This window comes from Streptomyces sp. NPDC007929, assembly GCF_042959065.1.
Taxonomy (GTDB): domain Bacteria; phylum Actinomycetota; class Actinomycetes; order Streptomycetales; family Streptomycetaceae; genus Streptomyces.
In genome coordinates this window covers 624,335-646,290 of the sequence record NZ_JBIBKD010000005.1, presented here as the reverse complement: position 1 = coordinate 646,290, position 21,956 = coordinate 624,335, and the positions used below count along the sequence as shown (strand labels likewise).

21 protein-coding genes are annotated in these 21,956 nt (G+C 68.2%); 16 read left to right on the top strand and 5 right to left on the bottom strand.

Annotated elements, in window-relative coordinates; translation table 11 throughout:
* The first annotated feature begins 2 nt into the window (after positions 1-2).
* The 6 genes from ACFZDE_RS20365 to ACFZDE_RS20340 are packed head-to-tail and all read left to right on the top strand — an operon-like array spanning position 3 to position 6,375.
* On the top strand, positions 3-1,112 hold the full coding sequence (locus ACFZDE_RS20365; protein ID WP_391201243.1) for a radical SAM protein: 1,110 nt from the start codon (positions 3-5) through the stop codon (positions 1,110-1,112).
* The gene (locus ACFZDE_RS20360; protein ID WP_391201241.1) at positions 1,112-2,251 is read left to right on the top strand and encodes a hypothetical protein; all 1,140 of its coding nucleotides are present in this window, start codon (positions 1,112-1,114) and stop codon (positions 2,249-2,251) included. Before ACFZDE_RS20365 ends, ACFZDE_RS20360 begins: the two co-directional genes overlap by 1 nt.
* Entirely contained in the window at positions 2,248-3,039 is a 792-nt protein-coding gene (locus tag ACFZDE_RS20355; RefSeq protein ID WP_391201239.1) for a radical SAM protein, read from the top strand. The genes ACFZDE_RS20360 and ACFZDE_RS20355 overlap by 4 nt, the downstream gene beginning before the upstream one ends.
* A 17-nt stretch (positions 3,040-3,056) precedes the next feature.
* Positions 3,057-4,772, top strand: a complete 1,716-nt coding sequence (locus tag ACFZDE_RS20350; RefSeq protein WP_391201237.1) for a carbamoyltransferase C-terminal domain-containing protein — start codon at positions 3,057-3,059, stop codon at positions 4,770-4,772.
* 5 nt (positions 4,773-4,777) lie between these two features.
* Complete coding sequence (locus tag ACFZDE_RS20345) at positions 4,778-5,392, top strand: HD domain-containing protein (protein ID WP_391201235.1); 615 nt, start codon at positions 4,778-4,780, stop codon at positions 5,390-5,392.
* A complete protein-coding gene (locus tag ACFZDE_RS20340) occupies positions 5,389-6,375 on the top strand; it encodes a glycosyltransferase (RefSeq protein WP_391201233.1) in 987 nt (328 codons plus the stop codon). Before ACFZDE_RS20345 ends, ACFZDE_RS20340 begins: the two co-directional genes overlap by 4 nt.
* A gap of 7 nt (positions 6,376-6,382) precedes the next feature.
* Here the strand turns inward: ACFZDE_RS20340 and gltX are convergent, their stop codons facing one another.
* On the bottom strand, positions 6,383-7,756 hold the full coding sequence (gene gltX, locus ACFZDE_RS20335) for a glutamate--tRNA ligase (RefSeq protein WP_391201410.1): 1,374 nt from the start codon (positions 7,754-7,756) through the stop codon (positions 6,383-6,385).
* 418 nt (positions 7,757-8,174) lie between these two features.
* Here gltX and ACFZDE_RS20330 point away from each other — a divergent pair, with 418 nt between their 5' ends.
* Both ACFZDE_RS20330 and ACFZDE_RS20325 read left to right on the top strand, forming a co-directional pair.
* Entirely contained in the window at positions 8,175-9,005 is an 831-nt protein-coding gene (locus ACFZDE_RS20330; RefSeq protein WP_391201231.1) for a hypothetical protein, read from the top strand.
* Positions 9,006-9,363: 358 nt separating this feature from the next.
* Positions 9,364-9,915, top strand: a complete 552-nt coding sequence (locus ACFZDE_RS20325) for a hypothetical protein (protein ID WP_391201229.1) — start codon at positions 9,364-9,366, stop codon at positions 9,913-9,915.
* Between the two features lie 146 nt (positions 9,916-10,061).
* Here ACFZDE_RS20325 and ACFZDE_RS20320 read toward each other — a convergent pair whose 3' ends face one another.
* Positions 10,062-10,364 (bottom strand): helix-turn-helix domain-containing protein, encoded by a 303-nt coding sequence (locus tag ACFZDE_RS20320; protein ID WP_391201227.1) that lies wholly within the window; start codon positions 10,362-10,364, stop codon positions 10,062-10,064.
* 30 nt (positions 10,365-10,394) lie between these two features.
* Here ACFZDE_RS20320 and ACFZDE_RS20315 point away from each other — a divergent pair, with 30 nt between their 5' ends.
* The 8 genes from ACFZDE_RS20315 (at position 10,395) to ACFZDE_RS20280 (ending at position 19,424) form a co-directional block, all read left to right on the top strand.
* Positions 10,395-11,525, top strand: coding sequence for a site-specific DNA-methyltransferase (locus ACFZDE_RS20315; RefSeq protein ID WP_391201225.1), 1,131 nt, complete (start codon positions 10,395-10,397; stop codon positions 11,523-11,525).
* 122 nt (positions 11,526-11,647) lie between these two features.
* Positions 11,648-12,772 (top strand): hypothetical protein, encoded by a 1,125-nt coding sequence (locus ACFZDE_RS20310; protein WP_391201223.1) that lies wholly within the window; start codon positions 11,648-11,650, stop codon positions 12,770-12,772.
* A 47-nt stretch (positions 12,773-12,819) separates the two neighbouring features.
* Positions 12,820-15,030: a helicase HerA domain-containing protein gene (locus ACFZDE_RS20305; RefSeq protein ID WP_391201221.1), complete on the top strand. Its 2,211-nt coding sequence runs from the start codon at positions 12,820-12,822 to the stop codon at positions 15,028-15,030.
* Positions 15,031-15,060: 30 nt separating this feature from the next.
* Positions 15,061-15,405, top strand: coding sequence for a winged helix-turn-helix transcriptional regulator (locus ACFZDE_RS20300; RefSeq protein WP_391201219.1), 345 nt, complete (start codon positions 15,061-15,063; stop codon positions 15,403-15,405).
* Positions 15,406-15,983: 578 nt separating this feature from the next.
* Entirely contained in the window at positions 15,984-16,817 is an 834-nt protein-coding gene (locus ACFZDE_RS20295) for a PIG-L family deacetylase (protein ID WP_391201217.1), read from the top strand.
* A gap of 66 nt (positions 16,818-16,883) precedes the next feature.
* On the top strand, positions 16,884-17,777 hold the full coding sequence (locus ACFZDE_RS20290) for a phosphorothioated DNA-binding restriction endonuclease (protein WP_391201215.1): 894 nt from the start codon (positions 16,884-16,886) through the stop codon (positions 17,775-17,777).
* Between the two features lie 81 nt (positions 17,778-17,858).
* Positions 17,859-18,695, top strand: a complete 837-nt coding sequence (locus tag ACFZDE_RS20285) for a DUF2182 domain-containing protein (protein WP_391201213.1) — start codon at positions 17,859-17,861, stop codon at positions 18,693-18,695.
* Positions 18,696-18,755: 60 nt separating this feature from the next.
* Complete coding sequence (locus ACFZDE_RS20280) at positions 18,756-19,424, top strand: DUF1326 domain-containing protein (RefSeq protein WP_391201211.1); 669 nt, start codon at positions 18,756-18,758, stop codon at positions 19,422-19,424.
* A 72-nt stretch (positions 19,425-19,496) separates the two neighbouring features.
* On the opposite strand, the gene ACFZDE_RS20275 is transcribed toward ACFZDE_RS20280, so the two are convergent.
* The 3 genes from ACFZDE_RS20275 to ACFZDE_RS20265 all read right to left on the bottom strand — a co-directional run bounded on the left by ACFZDE_RS20275 (position 19,497) and on the right by ACFZDE_RS20265 (position 21,896).
* Positions 19,497-19,907: a hypothetical protein gene (locus ACFZDE_RS20275; protein WP_391201209.1), complete on the bottom strand. Its 411-nt coding sequence runs from the start codon at positions 19,905-19,907 to the stop codon at positions 19,497-19,499.
* Between the two features lie 64 nt (positions 19,908-19,971).
* Entirely contained in the window at positions 19,972-20,838 is an 867-nt protein-coding gene (locus tag ACFZDE_RS20270) for a TIGR03943 family putative permease subunit (RefSeq protein WP_391201207.1), read from the bottom strand.
* Entirely contained in the window at positions 20,835-21,896 is a 1,062-nt protein-coding gene (locus ACFZDE_RS20265; protein ID WP_391201205.1) for a permease, read from the bottom strand. Before ACFZDE_RS20265 ends, ACFZDE_RS20270 begins: the two co-directional genes overlap by 4 nt.
* Positions 21,897-21,956: the final 60 nt, after the last annotated feature.

Below are 21,956 nucleotides of genomic sequence, written 5' to 3'. Positions count from 1 at the left end.
CAATGCCCACCGCAGACCACGACGACCTGGCCGCCGCCTTCGCCGCCGCAGGCCGCAACCACCCCTACCTGGCCTTCACCCTGAACTCGCTGTGCAATCTGGACTGCGTGTTCTGCAAGCCCCGGTGCATGCCGGACTACGGGCACAAGGACCGGCCCCTGACCGCCTCCGACTACGCGGCCATCGCCACCGAGGCCGGGGCCTGGAAGATCAGGAAGGCACACTGCTCCGGTGGTGAACCGACCCTCCGAGCCGACATCCTCGACGTCATTGCGGGCCTCGCCGACGGCCTCGGGCCCGACGCCGCGATCGGCATGACCAGCCACGGCAACCTGCGCCGTGGGCTGAGCGTCGAACAGCTCCACGAGGCCGGCCTGACCTACCTCAATCTCAGCCTCCACAGCCTCGACCCGGCGCGGTCCGCCGCGATCATGGGCGGTGGCAACCCGCGCATCACCCGGAGCACCCTCGACGCCGCCCTCTCCCTCGGCCTGCGAGTGAAGATCAACTGCGTTCTTCAGCGCACCTACCTGGACGACGCCTTCGCCGTGGCCGAACTCGCCCGAGACCTGCCCGTCGCCGTCCGCCTGATCGAACTCCAGAACATCGGCCCCGCCCAGGCGCTCTTCGACACCGAGTTCATCACCGAGGCAGAGGTCCGCGACCGTCTCCACGAGTGGTTCGTGAATGCCGGCGAAGTCCCCCGGAACCAGCTGGGCGTCCGCAGCCCCGGTCAGTACCTCCGTCCCGACGGGTGGGCAGGATCGATCGGCTTCATCTCCAACTCCAGCTGCGCCACCTGCTCCGATGCCAACCGAATCAAGATCACGCCCACCGGAGTGGCGCGACCCTGCATCCTGCACAACCGCGACATCCCCCTGAAGCCCCACCTCGCCGACGGCACACTCGGCGACGCCTTCGCCCACCTCTTCCAGGCCATGCTCGACCGCAACACCAACGACGCCTGGCAAGGCTTCCACTACGTCGACTACGACCTGCGCTGGGACCGGATGGAGCGCCCCGAAGGCACCCCGGTCCTGCCCCTGCTCCCCGTCCTGTCCACGGGAGCGGCCGGCTCCTCCTGCGCCCGCGCCTCCACCGGGGAGCGGTGATGGTCGTGGTCGACGCGCCGCCTCTCTACCAGGAGCTCGGCGCTCTGTACGAACGCGAGCTGGATGCTCACGACGTCGGGGCCGTGATGCTCACCCACAAGTGGCAGCCGGCCGACCTGCTGGCTCCGCACTCCGACATCGACGTACGCGTCCTCCTTCCCCAGGCCCCCACCGACTGGGAAGAGTGGAACCACCGCCTGGCCGCCGCACACACCGCCGCGGTCGGCCGGGAAGTCTTCCATCGACGTCTTCTGGAGCACCCGCCCGGCTTCGCGTTCACCGTGACCGAGGCGGACGGGCGGCTCGTGTCCGCGCCCGAACTCGCGACCTGGTCACTGATCAGCGGCAGCGCGCGGGACTTCCAACGCTGGAAGTCCCGGGCTCAGATGGCGCCCTGGTGCGAGGTCGATGAGCGGTTCTACCGGGGGATCCTCCAGGCCAGGATGGGCGGCCGATACCAGCTGGCCGCGGACAGCACGGACAACGTGGTCGAGGACATCGCCGCTTACCGGCGCCACTGCGTGGCATGGCACTACCTCGCCCCTTGCTGGTTCGCCGCTGCCGCACTCGCGACCCGGACCCGCTGCCCCGGAAAGACGGCGGCCCTCACCCAGTGGCGGCCGGAGGGACTGGACGGATATGCCGAGCTGTTCCTCCAGCACTCAGAGAACCGCTCCGATATCCGACCACGGGGTCCGCGCCACCTGCTCCGCGCGGCCCATGTAGCTCTGGAGGCGGCCATGCGCCGCGTTCCTGACGGGGCCCGCCCAGGCGGCCAGGGGCATGAGCACGCTCGTACTGGCTGGGTGATGACGGCCGGCATGCTCCGTGTACGCGTCGCCCGCTGGCTGTACTACCTCGATCCGCCGCCCGGCATGGCGACCGAGTACCTGATCCGGCGGGAGGCGAAGGAACTCCGCTCCGCCGCGCAAACGCTGACCGTGCTCGCGGCAGACGAGGCGACTGCCGCCCAGCGGCTGGCCACCCGGATGGCGGCGCTGATTCCCACTGGGCCCACCACCGCCGACACCCTGCGCGCGACCCTCGCGCGCTGGCACCAGCAGAAGACCACCGTCCAGGACTTCCTCAGCTTCACCCCCGACGACGTCCACCTCTGCCCCAAGGAGTCTCGCCAATGACCCCGCGTGCGCCGGTGCCCCGCACCCTCAAAACGGCCAAGGTCAAGATCACCACGAAGTGCAACCGGCACTGCGACTTCTGCATCTTCGCCGACGGCGCCCAGGGCGAGAACATGTCCCTGGACCTGTTCTCCACCATCCTGACCCGGTTGGAGACCATCCCCTTCCAGCAGCTGCACATCAACGGCGGCGAACCCACCGTGCACCGGGACTTCCCGGCGCTCAGCGACGCCGCGCGCAAGCGGCTGCCGGACAAAGTCATGGTCCTGGGCACGAACGCCATCACCCTGGCCCGCAACAAGTCGATCATGGACGCGACCCTCCGCTCCTACGACCAGATCCTCATCGGCTGCGACGACGAACACGGGAACTACGACGAGGTGCACGCCGTCGTGCCCCGCCTCCGCGAAGCCGGCAAGACCGTGGTCGTCAACAGCGTCCTAGAAGGCATCAGTTCCACCCGGCTCACGCAGCTCGGGACGCTGTGTGAGAAGTACGGCGCCATCCACGTCACCAACCACGTGCACCACGTCGACGTGGGCCAGCCGGCGAACGAGCTGCGCGGCCTCTGCGACCGCTACCTCGACCAGCACCTGATGATCGAGATGGACGGGTCCTGCTACCGCTGCTTCAACGCCATGGCGAAGGACGACAGCGAGTTCAGCATCTGGGACGAGGACTTCGCGGCCAAGGTGTTCGCGCCGCGCGCCCACCACTTCCGGTTCTGCCTGCGCTGCCACGAGTACACCGACTCCGGCGCCGCACTCGTCCCCGCCCTCACCGTCTGACCGGGAGGTACACCACCATGCCCGCAGTCCTCGGACTGAACTTCCACCACGACACGGCCGCCACGTTAATCGTCGACGGCCGCATCTACGCCGCCGAGGAGGAGCGCTGGAGCGGCGTCAAGCACAACCACCCCACCCGCAAGGGCACGCTCACCGCCCCGACCCGCGCACTCCAGTGGTGCATGGAGGCCGCCGGCATCGAACCGGAGGACGTGGACGCCGTCTGGGCGGCCTCCATGCGTCCCAACCCCGCGGCCGGCTGGTGGCTGGCCGAGGAGCGGGAGGAACTCGCCGCCCTCCTGCCCGCCCCGCTCGGCGAACACCTCCGCCTCCTCTCCCACCACACGGCCCATGTTCTCTCCGGCTACCTGCTCTCCGGGCACGAGCACGCCGCGGGCCTCGTCATCGACGCCGGCGGCTCCTCACTGGGTTCCGACTTCGGCCCGGGCCGGGAGCGCATCACGGGGTACGACCTGTGGCCCGATCGCATCGACCGCCTTTACCAGGGCATGCCCGCCCTCGTGCCGGGCCCGGTCGGGCCCCGGCGCGTCCACTCCTCCCTCGGGCACTTCTACCGGAACCTCGCCCGGCGGGTGATCCCACCCGGCGACGAGCCCGAGGGCAGCATGATGGCGCTCGCGGCCTTCGGCGATCCCCAGCGCTACGGAACACACATCCGCGAACTGGTCCGGCTCGGCGACGAGGGCGAGGTCCGCATCGACCACCCGTGGGGTTCCGCGGACGGCAGCACACCGCTGCTGCTCGATGGCCGGGCCTGGACCGCCGACAACGTCGCGGAACAGCCGGAGCACAAGCGTGCCGACCTGGCCGCCGCCGTCCAGGAGGTCTTCGCCGAATCGGTCGTCCACATCGCCCGCCACCTGCAACGACTCACTCGAGCCTCAGCGTTGGTGTTCTCGGGCGGATGCGCCCTGAACTCCCACCTCAACGGCCGGCTGGCCGCCGACAGCGGCTTCGACACCCTCTTCGTCGCACCGGCCCCGCACGACGCCGGCACGGCCGTGGGCGCCGCGCTCTACGGCTGGCACTACCAGCTCGGGCAGGAGCGCGTTCCGGTGCCGACCGACGCGGCCTGGGGCCCCGATCCGGGCGCGCTGCCGACGACGCCGAAGCCGTCCGGCTACCACGCCTTGCCCCACCTCGGGCTCGGACTGGCGCCCACAGTGGCGGCACTGCTCGCCGAGCACCGCATCGTCGGCTGGGTGCAGGGACAGCTCGAATTCGGGCCGCGTGCCCTCGGCCATCGCTCGATCCTCGCCCACCCCGGTCGCGCCGCAACGAGGGACCGGCTCAACGCGATCAAGAAGCGAGCCGCGTACCGCCCGTTCGCGCCCGCCGTCCTCGCGGAGCACGCCACGGAATGGTTCATGTCGGCGGGCGACCCTTTCATGAACCGTGTCGCCACCGTCCGCCGGTGCCGAGCCGACCGCGTCGCGGGGGTCACCCACCACGACGGTACCGCCCGCGTCCAGTCCGTCGCCGCCGACCACCAGGGCCTGCGCGATCTCCTTGAGCAGTTCCACGACCTCACCGGACTGCCGCTGCTGCTGAACACATCCTTCAACCGCAAAGGCACCCCGATCCTGCGGACCGCTGAGCAAGCCGTGGCAGCGGCGGTGGAGCTGCGCCTCGACGCCCTCGCCGTCGGGGACACCCTGCTGCTCGCCGACCACGTCCCCGATCCCCGTGCCGCGTCCCTTCGTACGAGGTGAGGCGAATGGACCCCATCGATCTCGACCACGTCCTGACCGTGCTCGGTGCCGCCGCGTGGAGCCCGGACGAGCAGTCCCGCGCCCGTGTGGCCGCCGACCTCGCCCTCACGGTCTACGACGGCCACACCCGCGACCAGGGCACCCCTTACCTGGAGCACCCGCTGGCCGTCGTCAGGCTCCTGCGAACGGAGATCGGCGTCCGTCACCCCGAGACCCTCCTCCTCGCCCTCCTCCATGACGCCTTGGAGGTGGCCCCTGAGTCGGAAGCACTGCTCGTCCGCCACCTCGGCGGGCCGTTCACCGACCGCCTGCGTGCCATGACGGCCGACCACCGCCTCGAACGGCGCCCCAAGTCCGTCGGCGACGAGACCCGCTGGCGCGCCAAGCAGGCCGCGCTCCCGCCCGAGGACCTCCTCGTCCGGCTCGCCGACCGCCTGCACAACCTGCGCGACCTCGCCGCGTCCCCGAACCTCGACCGGCGCCGACGGTTCCTCCAGACCCTGGGCGATTTCCACCTCCCCCTCGCCGACGCCGCCCGCGACCTCGGCCCGCATCTGGAGACCATGCACGCGCGCCTGCACGCCGAGTACGTCCACCACATACAGGAGGTACGTCCGTGAAACGGGTCGTCTACTCGATGGAGCCGGTCGGCCGGACCGGCGGCCGGGTCTACCTGCGGATGCTCCACGAGGTGACGGCCGGCGACGTGGAATGGCGCACCGTCCCGGACCACAAGCGGACCTACCGGGTCCGCCGCTGGCGCAAGCTCCGCCACCTCGCCCGCCTGGCCCCTTCCATACGGGCGCTCCACGGCACCACCGGCACCTTCGTATGGGACGACCTGAGCCTGCTGCTGTTCACGCCCGAGATGCGCGCCCGCACGGTGTTCCTCCTGCACCACTACGAGCCGTTGCAACATGACTCCGCCCCCATCGAGGCCATGCTCTGGGAACGGCTGTTCCGCGTTCTGCCGCAGTGCGCCGCCGTCGTGTGCGTCGCCCCGTACTGGGCCGACCACCTCCGCGCCCGCGGCGTCCGCAACGTACGGGTGATCTACAACGCCTTCGACATGACCGAGATCGAGCAGGCACGCGGCTACGACCGGGCCGAGTGCCGCGCCGAGTTCGGCCTGCCGCCCGACGTGATCGGCGTCTACGCGGGCAAGGCCGTGCACTGGAAGGGAGCCGAGGAGGTCTCGGCAGCCCTGGCCGGCGTCCCCGGCCTGCGGGTGATCACCAGCGGCAGCAACACCATCGGCCTCGACAGCGCGCACTACGACGTCGAGCGCGAGCGGTACCTGCGACTGCTGCGCGCCTGTGACGTCGGCGTCTTCCTCCCACGGATGCGGGAGGGCTGGAGCCGCTGCGCCGCCGAGGCTTTACTCCTCGGCCTGCCCTGCCTCATCCGCCCGGTGGCCGGCTTGGGCGACCTCGCCGCGCTGGCAGGCCAGCCGGCCCCGGACCTCCGCCGCCTCCCGGCACAGGTCCGGCAGCGCGCGGCGACACGCCACACCGAGGCCAAGGCCGCGTACGAGGCCCTGGCCCGGTTCGACCTGAACTACTTCGGCAACGCCTGGGGCAACCTCCTGGCGCAGGTCGCCTGACCAGCGGCTAAGCCTGCGCGGCCAGCTTCTTGCTGGCGGCGTCCAGACGGGCCAGCACGCGGTCCCGGCCGAGCAACTCCATGGACTCGAACAGCGGGAGTCCGATCGTCCGGCCGGTGACCGCGACCCGGATGGGCGCCTGAGCCTTGCCCAGCTTCAGCCCGTGCTTCTCCCCGACGGCGAGCAGGACGGCCTTCAGGTCGTCCGCCTTCCAGTCCGCGACGTCGGCCAGCTCGGCGCGGGCGTCCGACAGGATGTCGCCGGCGCCCGCCTTCATCGCCTTGTTCCACGACGCCTCGTCCTCGACCGGCTCGTCGAGGAACAGGAAGTCCACATAGCTAGTGATCTCGGAAAGCAGCGCCAGCCGGGTCTGGGCAAGGGAAGCCGCCGCCTCGAAGACGTCCTTGTCGAACGCCTCCGGCCGCCACGGCGCGTACGGGGCGACGAGCCACGGCGTGCAGGCGGCGGCGAACTGCTCCGGCGGCAGGGCGCGGATGTACTCGCCGTTGAACGCCGTCAGCTTCTTCACGTCGAAGAAAGCCGGCGCGGTGTTCACGTCCTCGATCCGGAAGAGCTGCTCCAGCTCCTCGTACGGCCTGATCTCCCGGTCGTCACCCGGGCCCCAGCCGAGAAGCATGAGGTAGTTCACCATCGCCTCGGGCAGGAAGCCCTCGGCGAGGTAGTCCTCCAGCGCCACCTTGTCCCGGCGCTTCGACAGCTTCTGCCGCTTCTCGTTCACGATCACCGGCAGATGCGCCCACACGGGCGGCTTGGCACCGAGCGCCTCCCACAGCAGCTGCTGCTTCGGCGTGTTCGACAGGTGCTCCTCGCCACGAATGACCTGCGTGATTCCCTCATCCAGGTCATCTACGACGTTGGCAATCAGAAAGACCGGGGACCCGTCGCCACGGGCGATCACGAAGTCCTCGATCGCGCTGTTCGGGAACGCCGGCTCCCCGCGGACCAGGTCGACCACGACGGTCTCACCCTCGTCCGGCGTCCGGAACCGCAGCGCCCGCCCCTCCTCGAAGGCCAGCCCCCGGTCCCTGCAGAACCCGTCGTACCCGAGGTGCTCCGACCCCGTGCGCTCCTTCAGCTGCTCCCGGGTGCAGTCGCAGTAGTACGCCCGGCCGGCCGCGAAGAGCTGCTGAGCCGCTTCCCGGTGCCGGTCGGCGTTGTGCGACTGGAAGTACGGCCCCTCGAAGGCCGGGTCCTCGCCATGGATGCCGATCGCCGCAAGCGCACTGATGATGCCCTCAGTCCACTCCGGCTGGTTCCGGGCCGCGTCGGTGTCCTCGATCCGCAGGACGAACCTGCCGCCGGACTGTCGCGCCACCGCCCAGTTGTAGAGAGCAGACCGTGCACCACCGACATGGAACATGCCGGTCGGAGACGGGGCGAAACGAACGCGAACCGGGGCAGTAGACATGCGCTCCAGGGTACCGACGCGGGACCTCTGCCCTGCACCACTCGGCCTACCCCCACACCGACGTTTTTCGGCCGTCCTCGCCTTCTGCTCGCACGTCACCTTCCACCGCCGCTCCCGATCCCGACGGCCGCTACCTCGAACGTTAACCACACCGAGCGACCACGACGCACCGCGGTTCCACGATCCAAGGCGATCACGGTGGACGCAGGGATGCGGGACTCCATGGCGAACGTCTCAGCTCCCGCCTGAAGGGCCTGACCGCTGGGCTACCGTGCGCGCAAAGCGGCAGCCCCGTCGTGGGTCAGCCACTGTCACTGCTCGCCCTTACCCTCATCTGCACACATCCGACACAAGCGAGAGGCCGCCCGACATGACCAAGGACGATGGCATGTCCCCTGAGGTGCAGCGCATGATCCAAGAGGCGCAGGCCATGATGACCGACGAGCTCATGGAGGAGACCCTTCGTAGCAAGGCCGCTGTGGACCCCAACCACCTGGCCTCGTTGCTTGACCTGGTGGCGATCGGTATCACCAACGGCGCCTGGAGGAACAGCTGCATCGAAAACTGGCACGCCGAAGGCCGGTTGTCGGACGGCGACATGATGCGCATCAACAGCTACACCACGGATGCCATACGTCGACGCCTGAAGGGGTGGTGCGTCGAGTCCGGGATCACTTCGGCGAGCAGCACCGCGCTGGCAAGGACCGACGTGGAAGATGTGGATGTCCTTGCCGGCCGACTCTTCCGATGGCTGACGAATGCTGAGCGCAGGCTTCCTACCGGCATGACCCTTGGCGAGTTGGCTCGCTCCACTGAAGAGCTCGAAGAGTACGAGGATCACGCGGATCAGGTCCTCGGCGGCTTTGCCGGACAGATAGAGGACAGGGGCGTCCGGTTCGGCCTGCTCCGCACCGCCTGCCACGGTGCCCTGGCCTGCTCCCAGTGGTGGGGGCACCCCACATGGCCCGACCGCGTCGAACGCTTCATTCGCGTCCTTGACGATGCTAGCGACTCTCATTGGGGTTCTGACGGGGAGCGGAGGGAGAAACTCGGCGTCGAGCCGCCTGCCGTGCAGGACCGCGACATTCTGCGTGCCACGCTGCTGGTCAACCCGTGGAAACTCGATCCCACGGCCGCCGAGTGGATCGTGGATGCCGGGATCGGATACCTGAGGCCCGAAACGGCGTCCACGTCGGATTAGAAGCCGCCAGTAGGCAGCGGAGGATCTGGAAGGGCCGCCGCGGCAGCATCGGTGTGAGCGAGATCAGCAGGCCCACGATCTCCCGCAACTCAAGGCACCCCTCGCCCAGAACCCAAACCCTGCCGCGTGGTGCTCAACTACCGTGGGCCAGATGCGACCTGCCGACGTACCGATGCCACCCGCAATTGCCATCCGCCCCCGTGACTCTCGCGGCTACCCCGTACCCGCAATTACACCGTGGGAAGACGGCGTACCCCAATTCGCTTCCCTCAGCATGAGACGCGTGTTCCTTTGCGTAACGCAGCGAAGATGCACGGTCTGTGGTTTGGAGGTACCGCCTGGCCCGGTGTGGCGGGTGGTGGACACCGAAGAGACGGAGATGCTCGCTGAGGTGCTGTCACGCGGCGTAGGTGGCAAGTTCCTCAACATGGCTCCGACTCAAGAGGGCCCGGGCCACCGGTCATGCATGATCTACAGCGCGATGATCTGCCCCTTCCTCGGCGGACCTGAGGCCCGTCGCGGCCAGGGTGCCAATACGTACGGCGAGCAGATACCGCGAGGCGAGGCCCGGGGCAAGAAGGGCGGTGTAGTTGCCTACGACTCCTGCGAGTTCCGAGAGACGCAGGTAGGTCCCGGGTGCGTGTACGGCCACCCCCTCGAACTGCTGGAGTACGAGTACGGAGAGGACTTGCTGGTCGAGTTGACGGACGCCATCGGCGCCGACGCCAAGGCATTGACAGGCACGTGTCCACCGTGGCTACTGGATGACGAGGCTGCGGTGGAAGTGGCATTCGTTCGCGCTATTCGGAGCCCCGAAGATGCGGCGAGAGCCAAGGCCCAACGCCGAGCTGAGGCCGCACGGCGTAAGCGCCAGAAGCAAGCCAAGGCATCTCGCCGACGAAACCGCTGAGACCACCGCGTCCCAATGCCCTGACCAGGCTCCATGTCTTCTACGCACTCGTCTTCATCTGAGACGAGCGGCTCCGGCAGGCAGGCAGGTCGAACGCTCTGTGTCAGAAAAAAATCCCTCTCGGGGATTGCACGAGCGTTTGATGGTCAGTCAGGGCTGGCAGCATCGCGGTCAAGTGGCACAGGGAGGTCACCGCAGTCGCTCCTGCGTGCGGAGGTGTACAGCTCGTCCAGTGACAGTCCCAGCTCGGTCGCCAAGGCGGCGACAGTAAAGAACTCCGGTGTGACCGTGCGGCCTTTCTCGATGCTGCGCACGGTCTCTACGGAGATCCCCGCACTGTGGGCGACAGCCTCGGCCGAGCGCCCGGAGGCGTGCCGAGCTTGCTTCAGGCGGGAGGCGAGCTGCTGCCCACGGCGCTGGGCTGCGGGATCGAGCCTCCTACGTGGCATGGGTGTAACTATACCTGTAGCATGATACCCATGACGGTGACCGCGGCGGCTCCTTCCCCCAATTGGCCCGAAGATGTGCTGCGGCTGAATGCCGTCTGCCCGTACTACACGATGTTTCCGCTGGACTTCCCCCTCCAGCAGCTTGCCGCCCACCCCGAAGCCACCCGCGTACTGGATCCATTTTGCGGGCGAGGCACAACGCTGTATGCCGCTCGCCTGATCGGACTGCCGGCTGTCGGCATCGACATCAACCCGGTGGCCGCTGCCATAGCGCAGGCAAAGCTCATCCAGGTCACCCCCGGCGCCGTGGTCCGTCTCGCCCGGCAGATCCTTGACGGTGGCATGCGGGGCGACGTACCCGAAGGCGAGTTCTGGCAGTGGTGCTACGAACGCGATACGCTTCGCGAACTAGTGACGTTGCGCGAGACCTTGCTGGAAATGACCACGCCGACGGCAGCCATGCTTCGGGCAGTCCTGCTGGGCATCCTGCACGGTCCACGCAACAAGAACCTACCGTCCTATCTGTCGAACCAGATGCCGCGCACTTACGCCTCCAAGCCCGCCTACGCGGTGAAATTCTGGAAGTCGCGCGATATGGAGCCGGTGCGCATCCCGACCCTGGAAGTCATCGAACGGCGGGCAAGGCGCCTACTGGACGCAGCACCACTCGCTCGCGGCGGTCGGGTCTACCTGGGCGATTCCATCGAGACCCTCAACGGCCTGCGCCAGAGTTTCGATCTAGTAGTCACCTCGCCTCCGTACTACGGCATGCGCACCTACGTGGCCGACCAGTGGCTGCGACTGTGGTTCCTTGGAGGCCCTGCGGAGGTCCCCTACGGCACTCACGGCCAGATCGCCCGCCAGCCAAACCAGGAAGCGTTCATCCAGGCTCTGGGCGATGTTTGGGCCGCCACCGCCCGCCGCTGCCGCCAGGGCGCGCGCCTGGCGATCCGGTTCGGTGCCCTGCCATCGGCCCGCACCGACCCGGAGCAGATGCTGTTGGCCTCCGTGAAGGAGGCGAAGGCGGGATGGGTCGTCAAGGACGTTCGACAAGCTGGGACGCCACCCAAGCGCGCCCGGCAAGCCGAGCAGTTCGGCAAGGCCGGATCCGCTGTCGACGAGATCGACATAGTCGCCGAACTGATCGGATTGCCGCGCTAGAGGAGTAACTCGGTTACTTTTCTCCACTCCGTGACAGTCTGTCAGTGGTTCATGTCATGCTGTGTGAGCCAGACGGGTGAATCACCTGTCTACGGCAGCCTGGTCATGGGGTGGGGAGAGCCATGTTCGACGCGGACCAGATCAAACAGCTCAAGCAGCTGATTGGCGATCAGGTCGAAGCCGGCCGCGCGGAGCTGGACGAGTTGGTCGGGCATGCCCGTGCCATCAAGCCTGCGGTCCGGGTGATCAAGCCACGGGCAGCGACGTCGGTGGCGCTGATGGCATCCGACGGTGGCAACAACAAGGTCGCCTTCAACCCCTTCTATCTTCAAGTCGTGCGGGTCGTGGACTCCAACGGCAAGGAGCTGTGCTTGGAGGTGGTCTCCCCGATCGCCGACATCGACGCCCTTAGCCGCCGCCAGTTCCACGAGGACGGCAGCCCGCGCACCGCCCTGGGCAAGATGATGCACGGGCTCGGCGTCGAAAGGCTTCAGGACCTGTCGCCGATGATGTCCGGCAAATCGCCCAGCTGGGTGCAGGTCTTCCGGGACCTGTGCGAGTGGGCCACGCTGTACGACCTGATTTGCCACCGTGACTACGCTGTTGACACTCTGATCGTCCGCGATGGCCTGCTGCGCAGCAAGATCTTCCAAGGCGAACTGTTCGTGAAGATGGGCGAGCAGATGTACGACGCCATCGACCGGGTCGCGCGACGCGACCGGCGCAAGGTCTGGCTGGTGGGGCTGGCGAAGAAGACTCAGGTCCTGGAGTACTACCGACTGGCGATCTCGCTGTCTGGCGTCTTCGACAACGGCGCTGCCTGCTTCGCCAAGGTCCCCGCCGACATGCTGGAGAGGGCATACCAGTGGGAGGAGTACACCCGCGACGTCAGGGATGACTCCCCGGGTGAGAAGCCGAAGTTCAACTTCGGCTCGATGTATTTCGTCCGCTTCGGCCCGTACTCCGGTGACCCTATCTGGACCGTGGACATCATGTCCCGCCAGGACAAGGAAGCCCAGGCGGTCTTCGGCTATCTGCAGGCCGATGCGGTGGCCGGCTTCCCTATCCCGCTCTACCCTAACTGCATCCAGCAGGCCGACAGCTTCTCCCGCGTCGCCGATCTGGACATGGACATCGTCGAAGACCAACTCGTCGATGCCGTCCGGAGCCAGGTCGGCGAGGACAAGGCCCCGATCATCGACGCACTGCGGCTGGCCTCCGATGTTGCCGCTCGCCGCTACGAGTAGCACCTCCTACTGTGTCCGTCCCCACATCCCGTGGAGCAACAACCGTCATGAGCATGTTCGAGCGCGACAAGGTCGTCGGCACGTTCCGCGGCTTCTCCGAAAGTGGCATGGAGTTCCATGCGGATCTCGTTCTGCCGCACCACGACGACTTCCAGACCATGGCCATGCACGGCCAGTTCGTCCTTGTCCAGCTCGAACACGAGCGTGAAGCCATCCTCGGGCGGATCACCACCATCGCTTCCCACGGGCGCCTGGTGTCCTCCATCGGCGAGGACTACGCCACCCGCGCGGTGCGCGACCAGCGGCCTATACCCGACGAGCTGCGCGAGCGCTACCTGAAGTACAAGGTCGACATCCGCATCCTCGGCGTGCTCCGCATGGAGGGCGACAAGCACATCTTCGTCCCCAGCCACCGGCGCCTTCCACACGTCGGTGCTCAGGTCGCGCTCCTGAGCGACGACCTGCTCGCCGAGGTTGTTAACGCCAACGACACTGCCGACGGCGCGGTCCCCATCGGCTACCTCGCCTTCGGCGAGTTCATCTACGCCGGCAACGACAAACGCGTTGGCGACACCTCCTGGATGCAGATCCAGCAGCCCGCGATCATGCCGACCTTCCAAATCGGCAAGCTCGTGGCTCGCCGCAGCTTCGTTTTCGCCCGCGCTGGCTTCGGCAAGTCGAACCTTGTCAAGTTGCTCTTCTCCGCCCTGTACGAGGAACAGCCCACCGTCGATCGCCGCATCGGCAAGGCCCCCGTCGGCACGATCATCTTCGACCCGGACGGCGAATACTTCTGGCCCGACTTCAAAGGCCGCCCCGCCCTGTGCGACGTGCCGCACCTGCGCGACAAGCTGGTCGTCTTTACCAACCGAAAGGGCCCCAGCGAGTTCTACGACTCCTTCGTGGTCAACGGCGTGAAGCTGAACATCAAGGAGCTCAACGCCTCTCGCGTTCTGGGCATCGCGCTGCCCCCGGAGAAGCAGGACCAGCAAAACGTCGTCAAGCTCAAGTCCCTCGACGGTCCGAGGTGGAGTCGGCTCGTCGACCTGATCTACCGCGAGAAGTACGGCGCTGACCGCGCCCAGGTCCAGCAGCTCCTGAACCTTGACGCGGGGGAGGAAGCCCAGACCAACGCGGCGATTGGCAACATGACCCGCGTCGTCAATGCACTGCACGATCCCGACAGTCAGCTGCTGAGTGCGCTGAAGGACTGCCTGTCGCAGGGCAAGCTCTGCGTTGTGGACATCTCGCAGATGCGCGGCGCCCAGGGTCTCCAGCTCGCCGGCGTAATCCTCAGCGACATCTTCGAGCACAACCAGGCCCAGTTCACTGAGGCCGACCCGAAGTCCATCCCCACCATCGCCGTCATGGAGGAGGCCCAGTCCGTCCTCGGCGGTTCCAACCACAGTGAAGACGGCCCCTTCGTCTCCTGGGTCAAGGAAGGCCGTAAGTACGACCTGGGTGCCCTGCTGATCACTCAGCAGCCCGGCAGCCTGCCGCAGGAACTCCTCAGCCAGGGCGACAACTTCTTCGTCTTCCACCTGCTGTCTCAGGGCGACCTGGTCTCCCTGAAGAAGGCCAACGCCCACTTCTCCGATGACTTGCTCGCCACGCTGCTGAACGAGCCCCTCGTCGGCAACGGCATCTACTGGTCCAGTGCCCCCGGCACTGACCGTCACTCGCGCCCATACCCGGTCTCGGTACGCGTCCTGAGCTTCGAGGACTCCTATGAGATGGCCGACCCGGACTACTCCGCGGCCGCCCCCGTCAGCTTCGCGGCCCAGGCCCGCGCTGCTGTCGAGGAGCGACGCGCTGAAGCACGTAAAGCCACTGCAAGCCTCGCTGCTAGCCATCCCGAGGACGATGACAGCGGCCCCGACGACGGGGCACCCGCCGACGACGCCGCCATCGCCATCGCACATCTCCGGGACAAGTCCGAATTCCAGCGGAAAATCAACACGCCTGAAGGGATTAAGTGGGGAAGAATCGGCTTCCTTCTTGCAGAGAAGGCGCCTGGACACGCTAAGCGCACGGGGTCTGACCGAGATTGGGGCTTCGGACTGGTCAAGGAGGCCCTGGACCGCCTGTACCCGGACCAATGGATTTCCGTGCCGCGCCTGGAACCTGGCAGCACCACCGAGACCCGGAAGTGGGTAATGCTCAAGGAGCACGCTCCGAAGGAGGGGTCGAAATTGGAGGAGGCGCTGAGCGACGCTCTGTTCGAGTCCGTACAGAGTGAGGACGAGCCGCCCTTCTAAGCTCGCGCCGCCACCGAGGAAGGAGGGGCCGTGACCGCCAGCAACCGCAGCGCCCCCCTGACCCTGGCTGAGAGTGACCTCCTTCAGACCCTCTCGGCCCGGTGGACCATGCACATCCTGTTGACTCTTTACGCCTCCAAGGATTCGGGGCGATTCGGTGAAATCCAGGAGGCTGTCTCCGGGATCTCCAACCGTGTGCTCTCCAGCCGCCTTGCCGACCTGGAGAGCAGCGGATTGGTGTCCCGGAACGTCAATGCCACTCGGCCGGTCACCATCATTTACAAGCTGACCTCCCGCGGTCGGCGAGTTGCTGGCGCCTTGACCCATCTGTGCGAGGTAGCAGAGAGCCCACTCGATATGGGAGACACGTCGTGAGTTACCTACCTGCAGACGTCTCGCACAAGCACCTCCGGCGAGCGGGCTTCCTCTGTCACACCTTGCGGTCGGACTGATTCCTCCACCATGAAGCACCAGCCGAGTCGCAGCACCGCTGGGAGCCAGCTGGGAGCCGACCTGCTTTCGAAACCCTCCCCACGCCACGCGAAGCCAACTGAACCCAACGCCCTGACCAGGCAAAACAGCAACCTGCCGGGTGCCAATCTTGACCGAACCTCATTCGGGACGAAGAGGTCGTTGGTTCAAATCCCACCACCCCGACAGCTGAATACCAGGTCAGGGGCCTGATCCGCTTAGCGGGGCGGGTGCCTGAGTGGTTCTGGAGATCGTTGGGGAGAGATCCCGCCGGATTCGATCTGGTGCTGAGACGTGGGGCCGCAGCGGGAACAGCGAGGCCCGTCGGCGCTGTTGCATCGATCGAGGGGCCGGCGTCGCGCGGGCGGGGAACTTGGAGACCACGAGGTCATCCGGCCCGACAGAATCCGGGGCGTCCCAAGGCGTCGCGGTACGCCCGCCCCGCCCTCGGACCAGACGTATCTCCGCAGGAGGACTGCTTGATGACTGACCGGCCCTTGACGCTCATGGCGGTGCACGCCCACCCCGACGACGAGGCCACCGGGACCGGAGGGGTCCTCGCGCGGTATGCGGCGGAAGGTATCCGTACGGTTCTCGTGACGTGTACCGACGGCCGTTGCGGCGACGGGCCGGGGGGTGTCAAGCCGGGGGATCCCGGGCACGATCCTGCGGCGGTTGCGTTGATGCGCCGTCGCGAACTCAGGGCGAGTTGTGACGTTCTGAAGGTCAGTGACCTGGAGGTGCTGGAGTACGCCGACTCCGGGATGATGGGCTGGCCGAGCAATGATGCCCCCGGATCCTTCTGGCGGACCCCCGTGGAGGAAGGCGCGGCCCGACTCGCGGAACTCATGCGGCACTACCGACCTGATGTGGTCGTCACCTATGACGAGAACGGTTTCTACGGCCACCCCGACCACATCCAGGCCCACCGCATCACGATGGCGGCGCTGGAGATGACCGCGCTGACACCGAAGGTGTACTGGACGACGATGCCCCGCTCGATGATGCAGCGGTTCGGCGAGGTCCTGCGCGAGTTCGGTGAGGGCATGCCGGAGCCGGATCCTGCCGAGGCAGCCGCGATGGCCGAGATCGGCCTCCCCGATGACGAGATCACCACGTGGGTGGACACCACCGCGTTCAGCGGCCAGAAGTTCGACGCGCTGGCCGCGCACGCCAGTCAGGGCGAGAACATCTTCTTCCTCAAGATGGGCAAGGAGAGGTTCGGCGAGCTGATGGGCATGGAGACCTTCGTACGAGTCAAGGACTCCACCGGCACGGCCGTACCCGAGACCGATCTCTTCGCCGGACTGCGCTGATCCGCTCATCCGGGCCGTCCGGTGTTGCCGCCCCGTGTGCCGTGAGGCGTTACTACGATCGCTGTCATGGATTGGCTTGAGCGTGCTGCCAAGTTGAGGCAGTGGAGTCGGGGTGGGGTGCGGGCTCCGCACAAGCCGTTGCTGTTGCTGTATGCGCTGGGGCGTTTTCAGGCGGATGACGGTGACGAGTTGCCGTACAGCTCGGTGGAGGCGGATCTCAAGCGGCTGCTGGTGGAGTACGGTCCGCCGCGTGGGACGTCGCCTGCCTACCCCTTTCACCATCTGGTCAGCGACGGGGTGTGGGAGGTACGGACGGCGCACGGGGTCGGCAGTCCGGGTACCGGGGTGCGGCAGCTGCGGGACAGTCTGGCGACCGGGCGGCTGGCACCGGACCTTCAGGGGGCGCTCCGGCGGGAACCGTCGTTGCTGGGTCGTATGGCGAGGGTGTTGCTGGATCTGCACTTCCCGGCGTCACTGCACCAGGATCTGTGCGACGCGGTGGGGCTGGAGCTGGAGCCGGCCGAGACCGGCGCTCTGCTGGCGCCCGAGCGGCGGCAGCGGGATCGGCGTATGAGGGAGAGGGTGCTGACCGCGTACGAGTACCAGTGCGCCTTCTGCGGCTACGACGGCATGATCGACACGACACCCGTCGGGCTGGAGGCCGCGCACGTGCGCTGGTGGGCGTTCCACGGTCCGGACGACGTCGACAACGGACTGTGCCTGTGCTCGCTGCACCACAAGCTCTTCGACAAGGGCGTCCTCGGCATAGGCGACGGCCACCGCATCCTCGTCTCGCAGCAATTCGTCGGCCGCGGTCAGGTTGCTCGTGAGCATGTCACCGCACTCGCCGGGCGTCCGCTCATCGGCCCGCAGCCCGGTGCCCGGCCCGTTGCGGTGGATCATCGTTCCTGGCACACCAGTCAGGTCTTCCGCGGCAGCCCACGCCCCGCCGCCGCCTGACCCGGTGGGCCGGCGTTCCGGCCGGGTCGCGGCGGTGGTGCGGGTGTGTTGTGCTGGAAGCAGCCGCAGGAGGCGACACCCATGGATCGCAACTGGGCTACCGTGTTCGTGCCCTCTCGGCCGGCCGCCCCGACCGGAGTGGGTGGGACCTTGCTGCCGGCGCGGGACCTCGTCGTCGGCTGGGTTCTCCTCGTACTGATCGCGGTTCCGGCCTGGGTGCTGACCATCGGGCAGGCCCGGGACATGGGGGTCGAGCCCGGCACCATGGGGCTGGCGCTGCCGCTGTTCCTGCTGCTCTGGGTGCTGATGATGGCGGCCATGATGCTGCCCTCCATGGCACCGGTGGCCATCACCTGGGTGCGAGGTATCGGACGGCAGACCGCCGGCTGGACCCGCGCCGCCCGCACCGCCGAGTTCGTGGGCGGATATCTGCTGGGGTGGACCGCCTTCGGACTGCTCGCCTACGGAGCCCTGGCCCTGACCGGTGGCCTGGTGGACGACCATCCGACCGCCGGACGCTGGATCGGCTCGATCGCCTTCCTGCTCGCGGGGCTGTATCAGCTCGGCCCCCTCAAGCACGTCTGCCTGCGGCACTGCCGCGACCCGCTGGGGCATCTGGTGCGCTACGCCGGCTTCCGGCGACCGGCCCGTGACCTGCGGGTGGGCGTCCACCACGGTGCCTACTGCGTCGGGTGCTGCGCCGGGCTGATGGTCGTCCTCGTGCCCCTCGGCGTGATGAACGTGGCGGCGATGGCCGGGCTGGCCCTGGTGATCTTCGCGGAGAAGCTGTGGTCCCGCGGCTACATTCTCTCCGGCGTCGTGGGTGTCGCCTTCCTCGTCCTGGCCGTGCTCGCACCGTTCCACGACTGGCTGCTGCCGGGGCTACAGGGCTCGATGCCGTCCATGGGCGGCATGTGATGCCACCTTCAATTGATTACTCCGAGTGAGCTCCTTCGGGCTCGGCAGGAGGGAAGCGAGATGTCAGAGCAGGTCACCACCGATGTCACCACCGGTACCCGCTGGCATCTGACCGGCGACTGGTTCGACGTGTGCAAGTGCGCCATCCCCTGCCCCTGCACCTTCGCGCAGCCCCCGACCTACGGCGACTGCGAAGGCGTACTGGTCTGGCACATCCGGGAAGGCACCTTTGGCGACATACGACTCGACGGTCTCAACGTCCTGATGCTCGGCTCCTTCGAGGGCAACCCGTGGGCCGGGACCCATACGGAGCCGTACGCCGTGGTCTTCCTCGACGAACGCGCCGACGACCGGCAGCGGGCCGCGCTCGGCGCCGTCTTCGGCGGGGAGGCGGGCGGCTGGCCGGCGCAGTTCGGGGAGATGTTCCACCCCGAGATGCGGGGCATGGACTTCGCCCCCATCGTCGTGGAGATCGACGACGACCTCGCCACCTGGCGTGCCGAGATCCCGGGCCGGGTCACGGCGAGCGCCGAGGCTCTCACCGGCCCGACCACGCCGGACGGCGCTCGCGTCCAGGTGCACAACGCCCCCGGCGCCGAAGTGGGGCCGGGCCAGGTCGCCACATGGGGCCGGGCCACCGTCGACCGTGCCGATGCCTTCGGCTTCTCCTGGGAACGCTCCGGCAAGTCGAGCAAGCACTTCCCCTTCGACTGGAGCGGGCCCGACTGAGCACGCGGACAGTCCGGGCTGCGGGCTGCAGGCTGGGCTGTGGGCTGTGGGCTGTGGGCTGTGGGCTGTGGGTTATGAGAGCAGGCCCGTCAGCGTCCCCGCCAGGGTGAGGGTCAGGAAAGCCGCGCCCCATGTCATCGCCTGGCGTATGCGGCGGTGCTTGACGTGGGTGGTGCGGGTCAGGAGGTGGGATGGGGTGCCGGTCGCCGGGGGCTGCTGGGGCCTGGCCGCCAGGCTCAGGAGGACCAGGGAGGGGGCGCAGGCCGCGCAGCCCGTCCAGAGGAGGAGCTGGGGGACGGTCGCGTACTGGGTGGGGGTGATGACGCCCGCGATGATCGCGGTGAGGAGGGCGGTCAGGGCCGCGCCCAGGGTGGCCAGGATCAGGTTGGCCCGGTGGTCGGCCTTCGCCAGTTCCTCGCGCACCGTCTCGGGCAGGAGCGGCCGGTCGATTTCCGCGGTGTGGCCGCCTCGGAGTGTGGTCATGAGTGCCCCTCGCTGATCAGCGGTTCCCTGCGAGTACCCCAACGGGGCCGTGGCGTAACGCGGTTCAGGAGTTCCACGTCTCGTCGTACGGGTCGTGCGGAGTGGGGACCGGCCTCGCGGTCGTCACCTTCAGGTACGGGATCGGGCCGTCGTTGACGGGGTCCTTGGTGCGGCGGGGTGTGTAGGTGCCGGTGACCTCCAGCCAGGTGTCCGGGCTCAGGACCGGAGGGACGTTGCCCATCAGGGCGATCTTGACCGGCTGGGCGTCCGCCGCGCAGCAGTTGAGGCCCATCCGCACCAGGTAGGGGGCGCCCTTACGGTCCAGCGTGACGAAACCGGTGATCTTCAGTTCGCGGTCGCGCAGAGCACGGCCGTCGTCGTAGATCGCGCGGCCCGCGTAGTCGGCCACGGCCAGGCGGAGGGGGGCGTCGCCGGTGGGGAGGGCCGGGAAGCCGAAGGGCTTGGTCAGGGCCGTGCCGGTGTGTGCCGCGCTGTAGGAGCCGAGGGCCGGCGGGGCGACCAGGATCAGGGCGAGGACCGGGAGCGTGAGGAGCCAGGAGACGCGGGGTTCTCGGTGGTGATCATGGGTGGGCATCTGTTGTTCGGGGGTGGCTCGGTCGGGGGTGACTCCGTCGGGGGTGGCTCCGTCGGGGGTGCCGGACGTGCCGGACGTGCCGGGCGCGTCGGGGGTGCCGGACGTGCCGGACGTGCCGGGCGCGCCGGGCGCGCCGGGGGTGCCGGGGGTGCCGGGGGTGCCTCGGCGGTCGTACCAGAGGGTCGCCGCCGCCGTGATGATCAGGACCGCGCCCGCCAGCAGGACCAGGGGGCGCAGGCCCTCCTTGACGTAGCGCAGGTAGAGGTCGGTCGTGGCGGCGTGCAACAGGGTCGCGCCGAGCAGGAAGAGGAGGGCCGTCTGGGCCAGGCGGTTCACAGCAGGACCGTTCCGGTCAGGGCCGATACGACGATGGCCAGGGCGAGGGTCGCGGGGGCGAAGCGCAGGGCGAAGGTGCGGCCGAAGGTGCCGGCCTGCATCGCGAAGAGCTTCAGGTCGATCATCGGGCCGACGACCAGGAACGTCAGACGGGCCGTCAGGGAGAACTGGGTCAGGGACGCCGCGACGAACGCGTCCGCCTCCGAGCAGATGGAGAGCAGGACGGCCAGGGCCGCGAGGAACAGGACCGACAGCACGGGATGGCCGGCCGCGACGCCGAGCCAGTCCGCCGGGACCACCGCCTTCAGGGTCGCCGCGGCCATCGCGCCGATGACCAGGAAACCGCCCGCGTGTGTCACGTCGTGGCGGACCGAGCCCCAGAAGGCCGCGCCCTTGCTCCGGCCCTCGTACGACGCGCGAGCCGGGGGGCGCAGCCAGTCCGTGCGCCCGAGGCGGTGCCAGAGCCAGCCCATCGAGCAGGCCACGAGCAGACTGGCGACGAAACGGGCCACGACCATCTCGGGGTCGCCGGGGAACGCCACGGCCGTCGCCGTCAGCACGATGGGGTTGATGGCCGGCGCCGAGAGGAGGAAGGCCAGGGCCGCCGCCGGGGTGACGCCTCGGCGGACCAGGGCGCCGGCCACCGGCACCGACGCGCACTCGCAACCGGGCAGGACCGCGCCCGCCGCGCCCGCGACCGGGACGGCCAGCACCGGGTGCTTGGGCAGGGCCCGGGCGAAGAACGACGCCGGCACGAACACCGCGATGGCCGCCGACAGCAGCACACCGAGCACCAGGAACGGCAGTGCCTGGACCATGACCGCGACGAACACCGTCATCCAGCTCTGCATCACCGGTGCGGCCAGGGCACCGCGGATCGGGTCCTGGAACATCACCGCCGTCAGCAGCAGAAGGGTCAGCAGGAGGGGGGAGTTGAGGTGCCGGGCATCCTCTTTGCCGCTGCCGTCCGGCGCGGTGGCGCCGCGCTCGGTACCTCCGCTGCCGGCGTCACCGCGCTCGGCGCTGTCGTCGTGCGGCGCGGTCTTGGTGATGGCCACGGGCCCGGTACCTCCGGTGGTGCGCGAGGGCATTGCCCCATTCCCTCCCCTTGCGTACGG

Excerpts from the sequence above, each read along its gene's own strand:
- ACFZDE_RS20290 (WP_391201215.1), top strand. The coding sequence starts at position 16,884 with ATGGATTGGCTTGAGCGTGCTGCCAAGTTGAGGCAGTGGAGTCGGGGT.
- ACFZDE_RS20360 (WP_391201241.1), top strand. The coding sequence starts at position 1,112 with ATGGTCGTGGTCGACGCGCCGCCTCTCTACCAGGAGCTCGGCGCTCTG.
- ACFZDE_RS20350 (WP_391201237.1), top strand. The coding sequence starts at position 3,057 with ATGCCCGCAGTCCTCGGACTGAACTTCCACCACGACACGGCCGCCACG.
- ACFZDE_RS20345 (WP_391201235.1), top strand. The coding sequence starts at position 4,778 with ATGGACCCCATCGATCTCGACCACGTCCTGACCGTGCTCGGTGCCGCC.
- gltX (WP_391201410.1), bottom strand. The coding sequence starts at position 7,756 with ATGTTCCATGTCGGTGGTGCACGGTCTGCTCTCTACAACTGGGCGGTG.
- ACFZDE_RS20330 (WP_391201231.1), top strand. The coding sequence starts at position 8,175 with ATGACCAAGGACGATGGCATGTCCCCTGAGGTGCAGCGCATGATCCAA.
- ACFZDE_RS20295 (WP_391201217.1), top strand. The coding sequence starts at position 15,984 with ATGACTGACCGGCCCTTGACGCTCATGGCGGTGCACGCCCACCCCGAC.
- ACFZDE_RS20305 (WP_391201221.1), top strand. The coding sequence starts at position 12,820 with ATGAGCATGTTCGAGCGCGACAAGGTCGTCGGCACGTTCCGCGGCTTC.
- ACFZDE_RS20320 (WP_391201227.1), bottom strand. The coding sequence starts at position 10,364 with ATGCCACGTAGGAGGCTCGATCCCGCAGCCCAGCGCCGTGGGCAGCAG.
- ACFZDE_RS20315 (WP_391201225.1), top strand. The coding sequence starts at position 10,395 with ATGACGGTGACCGCGGCGGCTCCTTCCCCCAATTGGCCCGAAGATGTG.
- ACFZDE_RS20275 (WP_391201209.1), bottom strand. The coding sequence starts at position 19,907 with ATGACCACACTCCGAGGCGGCCACACCGCGGAAATCGACCGGCCGCTC.
- ACFZDE_RS20280 (WP_391201211.1), top strand. The coding sequence starts at position 18,756 with ATGTCAGAGCAGGTCACCACCGATGTCACCACCGGTACCCGCTGGCAT.
- ACFZDE_RS20355 (WP_391201239.1), top strand. The coding sequence starts at position 2,248 with ATGACCCCGCGTGCGCCGGTGCCCCGCACCCTCAAAACGGCCAAGGTC.
- ACFZDE_RS20285 (WP_391201213.1), top strand. The coding sequence starts at position 17,859 with ATGGATCGCAACTGGGCTACCGTGTTCGTGCCCTCTCGGCCGGCCGCC.
- ACFZDE_RS20310 (WP_391201223.1), top strand. The coding sequence starts at position 11,648 with ATGTTCGACGCGGACCAGATCAAACAGCTCAAGCAGCTGATTGGCGAT.
- ACFZDE_RS20365 (WP_391201243.1), top strand. The coding sequence starts at position 3 with ATGCCCACCGCAGACCACGACGACCTGGCCGCCGCCTTCGCCGCCGCA.